At 37.2% G+C, this 16,619-nt stretch carries 16 protein-coding genes and 1 other annotated feature; of the genes, 6 read left to right on the top strand and 10 right to left on the bottom strand.

Annotated features, from left to right (window positions below):
- Positions 1–91 precede the first annotated feature (91 nt).
- A complete protein-coding gene (locus ACIQAA_RS13575) occupies positions 92–1,939 on the bottom strand; it encodes a monovalent cation:proton antiporter family protein (protein WP_402620151.1) in 1,848 nt (615 codons plus the stop codon).
- Between the two features lie 74 nt (positions 1,940–2,013).
- On the opposite strand from ACIQAA_RS13575, the gene prpE reads away from it, so the two are divergent.
- A complete protein-coding gene (gene prpE / locus ACIQAA_RS13570; RefSeq protein WP_402620148.1) occupies positions 2,014–2,754 on the top strand; it encodes a bis(5'-nucleosyl)-tetraphosphatase PrpE in 741 nt (246 codons plus the stop codon).
- Positions 2,755–2,830: 76 nt separating this feature from the next.
- Here prpE and ACIQAA_RS13565 read toward each other — a convergent pair whose 3' ends face one another.
- Genes ACIQAA_RS13565 through ACIQAA_RS13550 form a run of 4 tightly spaced genes read right to left on the bottom strand, consistent with a single transcriptional unit; the run spans position 2,831 to position 5,623 of the window.
- Positions 2,831–3,730 carry an RluA family pseudouridine synthase gene (locus ACIQAA_RS13565; protein ID WP_402620145.1) on the bottom strand — a complete coding sequence of 300 codons (900 nt, stop codon included), beginning with the start codon at positions 3,728–3,730 and terminating at the stop codon, positions 2,831–2,833.
- A gap of 21 nt (positions 3,731–3,751) precedes the next feature.
- The gene (locus tag ACIQAA_RS13560; protein WP_179597683.1) at positions 3,752–4,552 is read right to left on the bottom strand and encodes an NAD kinase; all 801 of its coding nucleotides are present in this window, start codon (positions 4,550–4,552) and stop codon (positions 3,752–3,754) included.
- A gap of 41 nt (positions 4,553–4,593) precedes the next feature.
- On the bottom strand, positions 4,594–5,232 hold the full coding sequence (gene yjbM, locus ACIQAA_RS13555; RefSeq protein ID WP_402620142.1) for a GTP diphosphokinase: 639 nt from the start codon (positions 5,230–5,232) through the stop codon (positions 4,594–4,596).
- A 31-nt stretch (positions 5,233–5,263) separates the two neighbouring features.
- Positions 5,264–5,623, bottom strand: a complete 360-nt coding sequence (locus ACIQAA_RS13550; protein ID WP_402620139.1) for a UPF0738 family protein — start codon at positions 5,621–5,623, stop codon at positions 5,264–5,266.
- A 118-nt stretch (positions 5,624–5,741) separates the two neighbouring features.
- On the opposite strand from ACIQAA_RS13550, the gene ACIQAA_RS13545 reads away from it, so the two are divergent.
- The 3 genes from ACIQAA_RS13545 (at position 5,742) to ACIQAA_RS13535 (ending at position 7,656) form a co-directional block, all read left to right on the top strand.
- Positions 5,742–6,314 carry a CYTH domain-containing protein gene (locus ACIQAA_RS13545; RefSeq protein ID WP_402620137.1) on the top strand — a complete coding sequence of 191 codons (573 nt, stop codon included), beginning with the start codon at positions 5,742–5,744 and terminating at the stop codon, positions 6,312–6,314.
- A 71-nt stretch (positions 6,315–6,385) separates the two neighbouring features.
- Positions 6,386–6,793: a globin domain-containing protein gene (locus ACIQAA_RS13540; RefSeq protein WP_402620135.1), complete on the top strand. Its 408-nt coding sequence runs from the start codon at positions 6,386–6,388 to the stop codon at positions 6,791–6,793.
- A gap of 65 nt (positions 6,794–6,858) precedes the next feature.
- Complete coding sequence (locus ACIQAA_RS13535) at positions 6,859–7,656, top strand: ClpXP adapter SpxH family protein (protein WP_402620285.1); 798 nt, start codon at positions 6,859–6,861, stop codon at positions 7,654–7,656.
- A gap of 714 nt (positions 7,657–8,370) precedes the next feature.
- Here the strand turns inward: ACIQAA_RS13535 and pepF are convergent.
- From pepF to spxA, 5 genes are all read right to left on the bottom strand, one after another.
- On the bottom strand, positions 8,371–10,188 hold the full coding sequence (pepF, locus tag ACIQAA_RS13530; protein ID WP_402620132.1) for an oligoendopeptidase F: 1,818 nt from the start codon (positions 10,186–10,188) through the stop codon (positions 8,371–8,373).
- Between the two features lie 135 nt (positions 10,189–10,323).
- Positions 10,324–11,520, bottom strand: a complete 1,197-nt coding sequence (locus tag ACIQAA_RS13525; RefSeq protein WP_402620129.1) for a competence protein CoiA — start codon at positions 11,518–11,520, stop codon at positions 10,324–10,326.
- Positions 11,521–11,619: 99 nt separating this feature from the next.
- The gene (cls, locus tag ACIQAA_RS13520; RefSeq protein WP_402620282.1) at positions 11,620–13,131 is read right to left on the bottom strand and encodes a cardiolipin synthase; all 1,512 of its coding nucleotides are present in this window, start codon (positions 13,129–13,131) and stop codon (positions 11,620–11,622) included.
- Between the two features lie 68 nt (positions 13,132–13,199).
- Positions 13,200–13,871, bottom strand: coding sequence for an adaptor protein MecA (gene mecA, locus ACIQAA_RS13515; protein ID WP_402620126.1), 672 nt, complete (start codon positions 13,869–13,871; stop codon positions 13,200–13,202).
- A 300-nt stretch (positions 13,872–14,171) separates the two neighbouring features.
- On the bottom strand, positions 14,172–14,567 hold the full coding sequence (spxA, locus tag ACIQAA_RS13510) for a transcriptional regulator SpxA (protein WP_045519743.1): 396 nt from the start codon (positions 14,565–14,567) through the stop codon (positions 14,172–14,174).
- A gap of 417 nt (positions 14,568–14,984) precedes the next feature.
- Between spxA and ACIQAA_RS13505 the strand changes: the two genes are divergently transcribed.
- Both ACIQAA_RS13505 and trpS read left to right on the top strand, forming a co-directional pair.
- Positions 14,985–15,170 carry a hypothetical protein gene (locus tag ACIQAA_RS13505; protein ID WP_402620123.1) on the top strand — a complete coding sequence of 62 codons (186 nt, stop codon included), beginning with the start codon at positions 14,985–14,987 and terminating at the stop codon, positions 15,168–15,170.
- Between the two features lie 60 nt (positions 15,171–15,230).
- Positions 15,231–15,475: a binding site (T-box leader), on the top strand.
- A 57-nt stretch (positions 15,476–15,532) separates the two neighbouring features.
- Entirely contained in the window at positions 15,533–16,522 is a 990-nt protein-coding gene (gene trpS, locus ACIQAA_RS13500) for a tryptophan--tRNA ligase (RefSeq protein ID WP_402620120.1), read from the top strand.
- Positions 16,523–16,619: the final 97 nt, after the last annotated feature.

Genomic DNA, 16,619 nt, shown 5'->3' with positions numbered 1-16,619 from the left:
AAATAGTCCCCCTACTTAAACATTTATATTAGTTATTAGTACTTGGTACTAATATTACACTATTTACTAAAAAATGAAAAGTTAATAACATCTAGAACTCGAGCTCCCTCTTCAATTCATCCACATATTCCTTTGATCCAGTAACGATCAAACGGTCATTTAAGAGCAAGTCAGTGTCCCCATGAGGAACAATGGAGTCTTTGCCCCGGAAAATTCGTACAAAGATTACATCACCTGTAAACGGGAATCTCCTTAATGTCATACCATCAAACTGTTCATTTTGCATTCTTATTTCATGTAGTGATGTTTCTTGATTTGTTAAAATGTTAATAACACTAGGTGTTTCAATTAAGGCCCGGAGCAGTGTTTTGGTTGACATGAAGGATGAGAAAACCTCAATATCCTTTTCTCTCAAGCTTTGCTCAAGTTCGGGACCTTCAATACGCGCTATTACCCTCGATACACCCATTTCCTTGGCTTTTATAGCTAAATCTGCGTTTGTCTGTTCATGACCGGTAGAAATAACAATGATTTCATTTTGAAAAATTTTATTTTTTTCAATTGTTTCCAACGAATAATCAACGATTTCGACTATATCAAACAATGAATTTGATATCATTATATCGGATTTTTCCATTTTCGTATGATATAATACCGGTTCGTATAGACCCGACTTAAGTTCTCGTGAAACAGGCAGTGTTACTTGGTTTGCCCCTAAAAAGGCAATTCTTACTTTTGGGTCCGCCGCCACTTCTAATGGGAATAATTTTTTAAATGCAATCGGTGTAAAAATAGAAGTTATGACGGCAACTAGAATCAGTGTCCCACTCATCTCCGGAGTAATAACCTCCATCCGCTCCCCAATGGCAGCTGCAGCAATTACTAAGGATAGGGTAGATGTGAGTAAAAAGCCCGAAGCTAGTACGGTCTTGGTATCGTACCAGATTTTAAGTAAATAAACCGGGACAACCTTTGAAAGTAAAAGGCCCAATAATAATAATGGGATTAATAACAATAGCTTTTTATCTGCAAAAAGTGACCAAATATCTAGTTCCACACCAATCATTACAAAAAAGATTGGTATTAAGAATCCATAGCCGAAGGAATCTAGTTTATGGACCAGTTCCTGGTTTGGTGAAAGAAGAGAAACTAATACACCGGCAAGGAAGGCTCCTAGAATATTTTCCGCCCCTACCGTTTCAGAGAGCCCGACTAACACGATAATGAGCATAAAAACCGCACGAGTCCCAATTTGTACGGTCCCTTTTGACAGTGACTCTAGTAAAGGACGATTCTTAAACCGTTTGCCCACAAAATACAAAACAACACCGGCTGCAAACAATATTAGTAACAGCCATGTATTCCCCTGTCCTGGGTCATAGATAGACACAAAGATGGCCAAGAGAATCATGGTCACTAAATCCGCCACAACGGCGACCAATAAAATAATTTGACCTATATTTGTCTTCATTAGGTGTGCTTCTTTTAAGGTTGGAACAACGACTCCTAAAGAAATCGTTGAAATAATGAGTGTCATTAAAAAGGCATTTTCAATAAAACCTGCAATGATAAACAAAAAGGATAAACCTAATGAAAAGATAAATATTCCTGTAAAAATCAAAGATGAGACTATGAAGGTATTCGGTTCTTTTTTACCACTCGGAAGTGTGGCAGGTTTCTTGCTCCCAGTGAAAACAGTAAAATCAATCTCTAATCCGCTAAGAAACATCAAGAAAATAAATCCCAGTGTAGAAAGAGTAGATAGCCACATATCCTCATGGACCACATTAAAACCGCTTTTCCCAATCACCAGCCCCATAATTATTTCTGCAACTACAACAGGGATAAAATTTATTCTTAACCTGTGGAGTAAAATAGGGGTTACAAAGGCAACTGTCACGACCACTAATAAAGAAATTACAGACGCATGCTGTTCCATAAGACGTCCTCCTTCGTTTCTTTTATAAAAATCACCAAATCTACAAAAAATAATATAAAGGGGGAATCATTTCAATGAAAATTGATATCATCGGTGATATACATGGGTGTTTACCCGAATTTGAAGCCTTAACAAGAAAATGCGGTTACGAATGGAAGCAAGGAATCCCAGTACACCCAGAAGACAGGCGCTTAGCCTTTGTTGGGGATTTAACGGACCGAGGTCCAGCTTCCTTAAAAGTTGCAGAAATAGTCTGGCGCCTTGTAATCGAACAGAAACAGGCATTTTATACGCCAGGGAACCATTGCAATAAGCTTTACCGTTACTTCATTGGGAATAAGGTCCAGGAAACACATGGACTTGAAACCACCGTAGCAGAATATAAGTCACTACCTAAAAAAGATCAGCAGTCCATTCGAAATAAATTCGTCGACCTTTATGAAAAATCACCGCTTCATTTAGTATTAGATCAAAAACAGTTAGTTATCGCTCACGCTGGAATAAAAGAAGAATTTATCGGAAAAACAAATTCTAAAGTTAAGACCTTTGTCCTTTATGGAGATATAACGGGTGAAAAACATCCTGATGGTTCCCCAGTTAGAAGAGATTGGGCCAAACAATATACAGGTAATGCAATTATCGTATATGGGCATACCCCAGTAAAAGAACCAAGAGTAATCAATAATACATATAATATTGATACTGGTGCTGTTTTTGGCGGTAAGTTAACAGCCCTTCGTTACCCTGAGTTGGAAATGGTTTCTGTAGAGTCTACTATGCCATATGTTAAAGAGAAGTTTAAAGACTTTAGTTAAAAATAGGGAAAATAATCCTAAGTACATCGACAAATTTCCTAGGAAATCATCAAAAAACGCAATAAAGACTGCCCTTTTATAGGGCAGCCTTTTTTATTTCTTCCATATCTAAAGGAAGAGGTGTAGTGAAATTCATTTCCATGCCGTTAAAAGGGTGTATGAAGTGGATTTTTTTACAATGCAGGGCCTGTCGCTCAATTAGAAAAAGATCTCCCCCATATAAATCATCTCCCAGTAACGGGTGACCAATATATGACATATGCACCCGTATTTGATGAGTTCTGCCAGTCTCTAGCTGCAGCTCAACATGGCTGAACTTTTTATACCTTTTTAACACTTTGTAATGGGTGCAGGCATATTGTCCATCATTACGGACTTCTCTCTCTATTATACTGTCAGTCTTCCTGCCAATCGGTTCTTCAATTGAGCCCCTTTCAAGCTTTAAACTACCCTCAGCAAATGCTTCATACGTTCTTTTAACATGACCGTTTTGCTGTTGCTTACTTAATAAATGATGGACATGCCTATGTTTTGCAATTAAAACAATCCCTGAGGTATCCCGGTCTAAACGGGTAACAATATGGGAGGTGGCTCTAATACCAATTTCTTCGTAGTATCCAACCAAAGCATTTGCCAAACTTCCATTAGGATGTTCCCTAGATGGAATGGTACTCATCCTCGCTGGTTTATTAACAACCAGGATAAATGGATCTTCAAAAAGGATTTCTAATTTGATTTTTTCCCCGATAACACCTTCGCTTGGGTATTCAGGAGGAAAAATAACGGTTACGATATCATCTGCTTTTAACATATAGCGGACATTCACTTCCATGTTATTAACCAGAATTTTACCGCCTTTGAATTTTATATCCGTTAAAGCAATCCTAGATATTTCCTTTTCTTTCAGGAACTCCTTGATCATTCGACCTTCATGATCTTCATTAATAGTCCATTGCAATTCAAAATTTGGTTTCACGTGGCGTCCTCCGCATGATGATTAGTCCGAATCTGATATAAAGGAGTCGTGAACTCTCTTCCAGAAAGGAAATGGCCGGAAACGAGCAAAGCGAATTTTTTCATCTGGAACCCTAAATTGAATCGATTTTACATCCTTATGAAGTAAAGTTAGATGATCTACGGTTACCTGAAAATCCAGGCGATTAACGGGTTTTAACATACAAGTATGATGGGACGGCAGAATGAGCGGTGAACCAACTGTACGAAAGACTCGGTTATTAATCGAAGCCATCTCCGCAACCTGTAGTGCCGATATCGAAGGATGGATAATCGCCCCGCCAAGCGCTTTATTGTATGCCGTACTGCCGGAGGGTGTGGAGACACATAGACCATCACCCCGAAAGCGTTCAAAATGCTGTCCGCGGATTTCGACATCCATAACCAATGTGCCCTCGACACTTTTGACGGTTGATTCATTTAGCGCTAGATATCGAGATTCCTTTCCAGCATGCTGATAACGAATGATGACTTCTATTAAAGGATATTCAACAACCTGATAGGGAGTTTTGGCGATTGCAATCACCAGTTTTTCTATTTCATCAGGTGTCCAGTCCGCATAAAAGCCAAGATGGCCTGTATGTATTCCGACGAAGGCAGTTTTATCCAAGCGGCTGCTGTAACGGTGAAAAGCATAAAGAAGTGTTCCGTCTCCGCCAATCGAAACGACAATATCCGGTTGATCCTCATCGTATATAAGATCAAAATCAAGTAAATAAGTGCGCATTTTATGCATTAAGATATTCGATTTTTGATCTCCTTTGGATGTAATCGCAAATTTCATAAATGTTTTCTCCTTGTACTGAAATACTTACAATGCCTTTATCAGCTTTTCTCTTCTTGCTTAAACTCCTTATTTCTTGTAAAAAAAGCTTGAGCCTCTTGAATCTCACCACGGATTAAGGACATTTCCTCATCAAGACGAAACGCTGCCTCTGCTGCACTTTGCAGCCTCATTTTAATATCAGCAGGGAAAATTCCTTTGTATTTATAATTTAACGTGTGTTCTATTGTCGCCCAGAAGTTCATTGCCAATGTCCTGATTTGAATTTCAGCCAGTATTTTCTTTTCTCCATGGATCGTTTGTACCGGATAACGTATCACAACATGGTAAGAACGATATCCGCTCGTCTTTTTATGTGAAATATAATCCCTTTCCTCGACAATTTCAAGGTCATTTCGATTCCTTAATAAGCTGACAACATGATGTATATCATCGACAAATTGACACATGATACGCATACCGGCAATGTCCTGCATTTCCTCTTCCAATTTATCAAGTGGAATACCTTTTTGATTTGCCTTATCAAGGATACTTGCAATCGGCTTCACTCGGCCAGTCACAAATTCAATCGGTGAATGGCTGGAGTCTAACTCAAATTGTCCTCTCATGCCCTTTAATTTTATTTTCAACTCTGATACTGCTTGTTTATATGGAGCTAAGAATTGGTCCCAATGCTTCATGATTCCACCTCAATAAGAAACTATAATTTGTTCAAAAGATCCCTTCTACTTTTGTGACCATTTCTTCACCATAATTACTATTTCCTCTTATGTTGTTGATAAGTTCAACAAATTCCTCATTAAAATTAGTTAACTCCAATTCTTCCTCTTCAAAGTGAATCCATACTGGAATATGTTTTGTTAATGTGTCTTTTAATAATGGCCAAATGGGTTCAGGAATGTCGATATATGTATATCCCTCTTGATTCTCCATTAAATAAACAAAAGAAAATTGCTTAGAATCAACAAGAATTTGTTCTGCTGGGGTCAACCCGGTAATTGGCTCATTTGCTTGTAATCTTACTTTATTATTCGTAATGTCTGCCTTGCTAATTAATATTCTTTTATTCATCATTTTTACCTCCACATGCCTACTATTTTAGCATAATCTATCCATTTCTCCCAAGAATTGCGGTTCGGTCAAATGATAAGATAAAATAAAAGGACGAAAAGAAAGGAATGGACTAAGGATGTCAGAGACTATTGAAATAGAATTTAAAAACCTGCTCACAAAAGCGGAGTATGAAAAACTGCTTCATGCATTTAAAGTAAAGGATGAACAAATCATCAGCCAAAGAAATCATTATTTTGACACACCCGGTTTTACATTAAAGGATTTAGGTTCAGCTTTAAGGATCAGGGAAAAAAATGATCACTATGAAATGACATTAAAGCAGCCAGCTGATGTTGGTCTGTTAGAAACCACACAATATTTATCTAAAGATGAATTCCTGGCTGCGATAAAAAATGGAATTCTCCCTAAAGGAATCGTACACGAGCGATTGGAACAATTAGATATATCGTTTGTCCTTTTAGAATATTTCGGTTCTCTCACAACCAAAAGGGCTGAATTTGCTTACAAGGAAGGTCTCCTAGTATTGGATCATAGCTTATATCTAGATACTGAAGACTACGAGGTAGAATACGAAGTGGAAGATTTTCAACGTGGTCAGCTTGCATTCAAGGAGCTGCTCGAACAATATCGTATACCCTTACGAAAAACACCAAATAAGATTGCACGGTTTTATCAGAAAAAAATATAAGCGGTTTATTTGAGATATGAAAAATGCATTGATAAAATAATAATACAAACATATTTAAAGGAGTTGTCAACATGAATGAGAAAAAGCCTACTCCATATGAGGCCATTGGCGAAGATACTTTACACCGCCTAGTGGATACTTTTTATGGTCTAGTTGCACAACATCCTGATCTTGCACCTATCTTTCCAAATGAATTTTCTGAAATTGCCCGGAAACAAAAGCAATTTTTAACACAATATTTAGGGGGACCAGCATTGTATTCTGAAGAGCATGGTCATCCGATGATGCGTGCACGTCATTTGCCTTTTCCTATTACTCCTATCCGTGCAAAAGCATGGTTATCTTGCATGAAACAAGCAATGGACAAGACTGGAATAGAGGGTCCGATAAGGGATGAATTTTATTCTAGGCTCTATCTTACAGCACAACATATGATTAATAAGCCAGATGAAAATGAGATAACAGGTGAAAATTCGTGAGTAACCCTTGGTTCACTTCAAAGCAGCAAGTCTACAATAATGACAAGAAGCCACTTGAAATATATATGTTCATCGATCCTTTATGCCCAGAGTGCTGGGCACTCGAGCCAATCTTAAAAAAACTGCACATTGAATATGGCCGTTATTTTTCCATTAAACACGTTTTAAGCGGGCGCATCGCAAATTTAAATGTAAGCAAAAAGAAAAATTATGAAGTGATTGCAGAATTATGGGAAAAGACAGCAAGCAGATCAGGAATGTCCTGTGATGGGAGCCTTTGGTTAGAAAACCCTGTAGCTTCCCCGTACATTGCTTCTGTTGCAATAAAAGCAGCAGAACTGCAAGGCAGACGAGCAGGTATACGGTTTCTCCGCAAGGTACAAGAAAAACTCTTTATTGATAAACAAAACATCTCCCATTTTGAGGTATTAAAATCTTGTGCTAAGAGTGCGGGATTAGATGTCGAGGAATTCATTTCTGATTTCCATTCTGAAAGTTCAGCTAAAGCCTTTCAGTGTGACTTAAAAATCACTACCGAAATGGAGGTACAAGAAATTCCGACTCTTGTATTTTTTAACGAGAATGTAGAAGATGAAGGGATAAAAATTACTGGTTCCTATCCGTATGAAGTCTATGTGCAAATTCTTGAAGAAATGCTATCTGAACAGCCCGTAAAAAATCAACCCCCGCCATTAGAGACATTTTTGAAGTATTTTAAACTAGTGGCCTCTAAGGAAATTGCAGTCGTTTATAACATGTCCATTTCTCAGGTTGAACGGGAAATGAAAAAATTGCTATTACTTCAAAAGGTTGAACAGCTTCCAGCTAAATACGGGACCTTTTGGCGGTATGTTGAAGATTGAACATGAAAAGACCTTGCAGCTTATAACTGCAAGGTCTTTTTCTATTAATACGAACAAAGGGGATGGGAGAAATTTTTCACGGTCAAACAAAGGGGTATATGTTTGTTGTGATTAACTTCACGTATAGAATATACCATGCGAGGGAACCAATTGACAATGTGATTGTGCGTTATTTCACATAATTGTCAAAATATCATATTATTCTATTTTGGACAATACACTAGTACTAGTTGATACCAAAAATAAGGTGGCATGTCCAATGAAGAATTTACCTGTTATCTTAATGATTCTCTTTCTTTTTTTCGGATTTTCTCTCCATATCCTTGCGTTAATGAAGGTCTTTCCTTTGATCATTAGTATTCCAATTTTTTTTATTGGAATTTTTATGTTTCTTTTTTACCTGAATGATAGAAAAAGATTTAAAGGGTTTTAAAGGGAGAGTACAATTCGATACTCTCCCTTTAACTATTTGGCTGTGTTAATGTTGTCTGTTGATTTCCTCTCCACTAAGGAAAGCTTCTTCGAATAATCACCGCAGGGACAGGCGGTTTCTGCCTGTCACGAGGCACTTCGCTTTCCGCGGGCGGTCCGGGGACCTCCTCGGCGCTTAAGCGCCTGCGGGGTCTCCCCTGCCCCGTCCTCCCGCAGGAGTCTTCGTGCCTTCCGCTCCAATCAACAGAGTGCTAATATCAGAAATTAGCTTTACACATCCCTTTAAGTTAATAATTGCTCTAATTCATTTAGTTTCTCTTCAAATACTTTACATGCGTCTCTGATTGGGTCGGCGCTTGTCATATCTACACCGGCTTTCTTTAGTACTTCAATTGGGTAATCAGAGCTTCCAGAGCTTAAGAAATCGATATAGCGTTTAACCGCCGGCTCGCCTTCCTCTAGAATCTGTTTGCTTAACGCAGTTGCTGCACTAAAGCCGGTTGCATATTGATATACATAATAATTGTAATAGAAATGTGGAATTCTAGCCCATTCTAAGCCGATTTCCTCATCGATTACGATATCTTCTTCACCAAAATACTTCTTATTTAGAGCATAGTATTCACTGGTTAATGAATCTGCTGTTAAGGCCTCATTATTTTGAGCTTTTTGATGAATTAAATGTTCATATTCAGCAAACATCGTTTGACGGAATACAGTGCCCCTGAAGCCTTCTAAATAATGATTTAATAAATAGATTCTTTTTTGCTCATCGTCAATCGTTTTTAATAAATAATCGTTTAATAGTGCTTCATTACAAGTTGAGGCCACTTCCGCTACGAAGATAGAATAGTTCCCGTAAGGATAAGGCTGATTTTTTCTTGTATAGTAGCTATGGACGGAGTGGCCAAATTCATGAGCCAAAGTAAATAAGTTATTCACATTATCCTGCCAATTCATAAGAATATAAGGATTTGTTCCATATGCTCCTGAAGAATAAGCCCCGCTTCGCTTTCCTTTATTTTCGTGTACATCTACCCAGCGATTCTCAAAGCCCTCTTTTAGAATCTGTGAATATTCCTCCCCTAATGGTGCAAGCCCTTTTATCACAAGCTCTTCTGCTTGCTTATAAGGAATTTCCATCTTGACATCTTTTACAAGAGGAGTGTAAAGATCGTACATATGCAGTTCGTCTACCCCTAAAACTTTTTTACGGAGTTTCACGTAACGGTGCAATAAGTGTAAGTGATCATTTACCGTGTTTACTAAATTATCATACACGCTTTCAGGAATATTATTGGCAGACAGTGCTGCATGCCTGGCAGAATCATATTTTCTGATTCTTGCATTAAAATTATCCTTTTTTACATTCCCGCTGATTGTGCTTGCAAAAGTATTGCGGAACTTTCCATACGTGTCGTAAACCGCTTTAAAGGCATCACGGCGAACTCTTTGATCGACACTTTCGAGAAAACGGATATATCGGCCGTGAGTAATCTCAACCTCTTCACCATTTTCATTTTTTACGGAAGGGAACTTTAAATCTGCATTATTTAACATTCCGAAGGTATTGCTGGAAGCGTCCATTACTTCGCCAGCTTCTGCTAATAACGCTTCCGCTTCTGCTGACAAAACGTGTGGTCTCTGAAGATTAATCTCCTCAATTGCATGTTCATATAGCTTTAATTCAGGTTTTTCATTTATAAATCCATTAACCTTACTTTCCTCTAATGAAAGAATTTCAGGAACAATAAAAGCTAATTGACTTCCAGCCTGTGAATATAGATTTTTCATCCTGTCGTCTAATCCCTGGTAAAAGGAATTCGTTGTATCCTGGTCATAACGCATATGCGCGTATGTATAAAGCTTGCCAATTCTTTCAAGCAGCTTATCTTGAAATTGGAGAGCATTATAAAGAGTATCGGCACTTTCCCCAAGTTTCCCTTCAAACTCTTTGATTCCAGATATTTGGCTTTTCACATCTTGAAATTCATTTTCCCACTCTTTATCACTAGCAAAGATATCTTCCAATCTCCATGTATCTTCAACAGGTATTTCACTTCTTGAAGGCAACGCCTTTACCGCAGCTTCGTTTGCCATTTTTCTTCCTCCATTCAAAAAATATTCGGATTACGAAAAAATTTTTAACCCTGTTAATTATTCTCCTTTTTTCATGTTATTTCCTTTAATTTTTTTGTTTTACCCAATATATTATGCCCTAAAGTTTTATTTCATTTATTTTTTTGCCAGGATGAACTTATTTTTTTGACAAAATTCATTCCTGCGTTCTTCCTTTTCCCGATTAGATTTTGGGATGAAAATTTTAGTTTGGAGTTGAAAAACAGTTTCGCTTTTTTTCATGAGTATTCCAAGTCTCTCTAACTGGAAAAAATATTCCTTCACCGAATGAAAGGGTTTTTCACTTGGAAGCTGCGGTATATTCCTGTTGATAATTTCGTTTTTCATTAATCTCTTATTGTAATGTCTTTCTACTTCCCTCAAGTCAATTAGGTCTTTAGGTGTTTTATCCTGCAAAACATCTAAATACAAATAAGTCTGCCAAATAATTGAAGGTGTTTGAATGAATAGTGAATGACCGACAGGTAATCCGATTTCTGGAGGAAGCAAATATAAGTTGAGGTTATGGTGATAAATCTCACGAAGAAATCGATTTAGGTCGGGACTCGGATGGAGTGACCAGTTCATTGTGAATTTCTCCAATTCCATTGACCATTTAGCAAAGCTTAAGTAATGGTTTATTTTGGGTGCTAAAATTTCTTCAATTCCAGTTTTTTGGATAGAATGATGGGTGATGTTTGCGATTGCATTTTTTATTGAATAAGGATAAACCGAACTGAGGATTTTAAATTGTTTTTCATCGGGGCAATAAGAAGGGAGTATCAAGTGGTTGTCCTTTGTTTTTCTGAAAAAGAAATAATCAAAGTTCGACAAAGAGATGACATTACTCCTTTTTGCTTTCAAACGTTTACTGCCCATTATCCAGAGAGGAATGTAATTCTGTTGATAATAGGCCGCTGTTCGCTTGAAAAATATTTCTTCTGAAATCGGCGAACACTGGTATTCCAAAGCGTATTTGTTTCCGCCGTAAAGAAACACGATATCAGGGCGTTGTTTTATTACAGAATCATAATATTCTAACACTGCAGGAATTCCTTGTTTTTCAAGCCATTGATAAAGCTGAAGTTTTCCTTCCATATGATAAAGCGTTTCACCTTCATAGAAATCCCTGCAAACCGTACCGCTTCGATGGGCAAAATGGTTAATTCTTTGAGTTCCCAATTTAAGAGAGACTCGCTCCCCACAAGCTGGACAGAAAAATTCCTCATTTTTCCTTATAAATACTAGCGTCTCCTTCTTATATTCCTTACCTAAGCTAAATATGGTACCTGATTTTGTTTGTGCTGTCAGCAATGGTTATCTACCTCCTTTTCTTCCATACATTCGTGTTACCTTATAAAAAATCCTTTATTAAATAAAAAGAAAACCCGCCATTATGACGAGTTTGTGAACTTAAAGCATCGGTGATAGTAACCTTGCAGTAGACTCAATGAGCCGTAATCCAATATGTCTTTTCCCAAAAGAGATTAATTCCAACTGTTTGGCATATTCTAGATCATTAAGATACTCTTCCACTAGTTTTTGAGTACTTTTTGTACGAAATAAAAAAGCATTTACCTCAAAATTCAAATGAAAACTGCGCATATCCATGTTTGAAGTTCCAATTGAAGCAAGTTCATGATCGACAATCACAATTTTACTATGCATAAACCCGCGTTCATATTCATAGACCTTTACACCAGCTTCCAAAAGCTCAGGAAAATAGGATCTTGAAGCATGAAAGACTATACGCTTATCTGGGCGGTTAGGCACAAGTAATCTTACATCAATGCCGCTAAGAGCCGCCACTTTTATCGCTGAAAATATATCTTCATCAGGGATAAAGTATGGTGAAGCAATCCAAACAGATTCCTTTGCCGACGTAATCATCGAGAAAAAGATATTCTTAATAACGCTCCATTCATTGTCCGGACCGCCGGCAATTAATTGAACGCCGCCATGATTTTTTTCATCGATCTGCGGTGACAAATATTCTGCTGTTAAAAAGCTATGGTTCGTCATATAATACCAATCTTGTAAAAAAATTAACTGCAGCGACCTTACAGCCTCTCCACGTAACATTAAGTGGGTGTCCCGCCAAAAGCCATATGTGTGATTTCTTCCTAAATATTCATCACCAATATTTAGGCCGCCCACAAACCCTATCATCCCATCAATGACAATAATTTTACGGTGATTTCTAAAATTAAATTTATTATTTAAAAATGGCAGCTTAACAGGACCGAAACAAACCGTTTCTACACCAGCGTTTTTTAGGTCGTTGATATACTTTTTGGATAACTTCCAAGAACCTACTGCGTCATATAGGAATCGGATTTTAACCCCTTGTGCAGCCTTATCAATTAATATCTCTTTAATTTCTTGTCCAATCCTATCATCGCGGACAATATAATACTCGATATGGATGTGATGCCTGGCTCTATTCAATTGCTCTAGAATATGATGAAAGGTTTCCTCCCCGTTGGTTAGTACCTTCGTAGCAGTATCAAAGGAAATCGGACTATTACCCAATTTTTGTGCCAAAGTAAATAGCCTTGCCTGGTGCTCGGCCATTAGTCCAAGTTTCTCTTCACTTCGCGGGTCATTTTCACCCTCCACTGCCAAAAAAGCTTGTTTATCAAGAAAATATTTCTTCCGATACATTTTCTCCTTACGATAATTTCTTCCGAAAAGTAAATAGAAAAAGAAACCAACTAGTGGAAAGCTCCCCAAAACAACCAGCCAGGTAATAGTTTGTGTTGGATGCCGGTTCTCCAAAAAAATAACGAATCCAATAAAAATAACAGACAACGTTATTAAAAGGCTGAGAAAACCAAAGATCCCATCATTTAAATACTCCTTAAAGAAAAACATAAGTACGGATAGAACCAGTAAAAACAAGACAACCCTTACTGTGTTTTTCAGTCTCATCACCCTCAAACAAAGATTAACCTATGTAAAAAATACCGATTTCAATTTCGAAATCGGCACGTTTATTTAAAATGTTTTCTTATTTCAGAAAAAACATTCTCAGAAATTATCTTTTTACCATACTCCTGAATACGATGGATAGTTAACTGTGTTTCATAACCATATTCGAGCAGGATACTTAGAATATCATCAATTTCGTCCTCTTCAAACAAATCTTCAGGAAACTCAGTATATAAATAATATTTATTATCAAAGTTGTACAACACAGTGATTAAATCATCAAGTCCGCCCCGATTTGACAGCATAATGACATCTTCAAAATCTTTAAAAGCAATCAAAAACTCTAAAGACTCTTCTTCAAGTAAAAGATCATCATCATCGCGATGTCCAGGGTTGAAATGGTGATCCAAGATATCTTCAATATTGCCATCAACAGGCAGATCCTTTAATTTCTCATTTGGAATTGGCAGCTCAAACTTTTGTCCATCTTTTGATACCTGTGCTTTGGTTACAAGAATCTCTAGCCCTTTCTCTAACGCCTGCACTTGAATCCATAGCGGACCTTCAACAACAAACTCTTCCTCTTGATGAACTTCATCCATCATTTCCCAGAAAAGCTCCTCACTTCGCTCCCGATTGTACCAAATTTCTTCGCGATCAAAGCCTCGTTCTTCTATATCACCATAAGAGATGTAAAACTTTACTGTATTCTCATTAATTCGTTCGATTTCCATCGTTACCTCTCCCTTCCGTTTCCTTATTGAAGGGACAAAATACCCCCAGCAGACAATGCTTTTTAGCAATTACCCAAGTATAAAGGATCTATTATTGTAATGTAAAAAAAGAATATAATCCTTGTACTTTCATTTTATGACAAAAGTATTAAATTGGGAAATAAATTTACCCCTAATTGCAAAAACCATTAATTTGCCTATTAATTAGATATTCCTTACATTGTAACAAAATGACACCGAAATCTCAAACTAAAAGAGGTGCAAAAAAAGCCTTCAGTTTGAAGGCTTTGTCTTATTAGTTTAATTTACCATACGCTGTGCTTCTCTTAATTGGAAGGTACGCACTCTTCTCGGTAGAAACCGACGAATTTCGTCCTCATTATATCCAACCTGCAGACGCTTTTCGTCAATAATGATAGGACGACGTAATAATCCAGGATTTGCTTTAATTAATTCAAATAAATCCTGAAGCGGCATTGTATCTAAATTAACATCTAATTTTTGGAAAGTCTTTGATCTTGTAGAGATAATCTCATCCGTACCATCCTCAGTCATTCGAAGAATTTCTTTAATTTCTTCGATTGATAATGGCTCAGAAAAAATATTTCGTTCAGTATATGGAATTTCATGTTCTTCTAACCATGATTTTGCTTTCCGGCATGATGTACAACTTGGTGAAGTGTATAATGTTACCATTCGTCTCCACACTCCTCTTTTAATTACTATCCAGTTCTATAGTAAATCTATCAAAATTTATGTTTCTTGATTAAAATTATTATAAATAAGTAATTTATATCATTAATTATACACCACTGTTTCTAAAAAAGGTATCCCTTTTTCAAAATTTATTGAATGTCAAACTTTTAGCCTATTTTTTTCTTTTCATTATATTAGACGAATCAATTAGGAAAAGGTTTCATCCTTTCTATACCCGGAAATATTCTCAATTAAACCTCAATTAATGAAAACGCCTTCATTTTTGTGCAACTTTTAATGTTTTTATTGCTTTACCTCTTTCAATAACACCCAAGTTCTTTTAAAATATACATGAGGGGATTTACACAATACAAACAGTTGATTATAACTTTTGAATTGAAATATGGAGGTATTTTCATGGCTGGATACATAGCTGATTTATCGATGGTTGCTATTTTAATTATTGGAATTACTGCATTTATGGGTGTAATGACAAATGGTTTCGGTGAAAAGGTTTTCGGAGGAAAAAAACGTTCTGAATTCGTTGACCAAAGCGCGAGATTCCAAACAGGATGGAAAAGCGTTGGCGGGAAAAAGAAGTAATCCTTCCTTGACTTGATTCTCCATATACATTTATTTATAATAGGAATAATTAAATTATTTGCTTTAGCGATGACAAAGAGTAGTACGTATTTTTAACCGATTCAGAGAGTTTGTGGCTGGTGAAAACAAACACGGAAAAATACCGAATGGACTTTTGAGCTTCTTTCTGAACTTCTTAATGATCAGTAGGAAAAGACGTTTACCTTGCGTTAAAAGGATACCAGACTATCCATTCAAGATAGTTCTGGAATTGAGTGACTCTTTTGAGTAATTTAGGGTGGTACCGCGAACCATTCGTCCCTATCGTTTTTGGGGATGAATGGTTTTTTTTATTTATATATATAATTAGGAGGATTTCGGTCATGAAAACAATTTTTTCAGGAATTCAGCCAAGTGGCACCATTACACTTGGAAACTATATTGGGGCAATGATGCAATTTGTTGAGCTGCAAAATGATTATAATTGCTACTTTTGCATCGTCGACCAACATGCGATAACGGTCCCGCAGGATCGCTTAGAGCTTCGAAAAAATACCCGCAGCTTAGCGGCCCTTTACCTAGCTGTTGGGATTGATCCAGAGAAAGCAACCTTATTTATCCAGTCAGAAGTTCCCGCCCACGCTCAAGCAGGATGGATGATGCAATGTATTTCTTATATTGGTGAATTGGAAAGAATGACTCAATTTAAAGATAAGTCAGCTGGTAAAGACGCGGTTTCTGCAAGCTTATTAACTTACCCGCCATTAATGGCCGCTGACATCCTTTTATACAATACTGATCTTGTTCCGGTTGGGGAAGATCAGAAGCAGCATATGGAATTAACGCGTGACTTAGCTGAAAGATTTAATAAAAAATATGGGGAGGTTTTAACCATCCCCGATATTCGTATTCCTGAAGTTGGAGCACGGATTATGTCATTACAGGAACCTACAAAGAAAATGAGCAAATCCGACCCTAATAATAAAGCGTTTATCACACCTTTAGATGATCCAAAACAAATTGTGAAGAAAATAAAAAGTGCGGTTACCGATTCTGAGGGGATTGTTAAATTTGACAAAATCAACAAGCCTGGAATCTCTAACTTGCTCTCTATTTATTCCATTCTCAGTAACAAAACCATACCAGAGCTTGAAGAAATGTATCATGGTAAAGGATATGGCGACTTCAAAGGCGATTTAGCACAAGTAGTAGTAGACGTATTTGAACCAATTCAAGAAAAATATAATAACCTAATGGAATCAACGGAACTAGACAGAATCTTGGACGAAGGCGCAGAAAAAGCAAACCAAGTAGCCAGCAAAACCCTCAAGAAAATGGAAAATGCAATGGGATTAGGCAGAAAAAGAAGATAAAATGACAAGGCTGTGTAACGCTAAATGGAAATTTGCACTCTGTTGATTTGCGCGGAAGGCACGAAGACTCCTGCGGGAGGACGGGACAGGGGAGACC

It is taken from the genome of Neobacillus sp. NPDC093182, from assembly GCF_044754045.1.
This window is presented reverse-complemented; position numbering and strand designations above follow the sequence as displayed.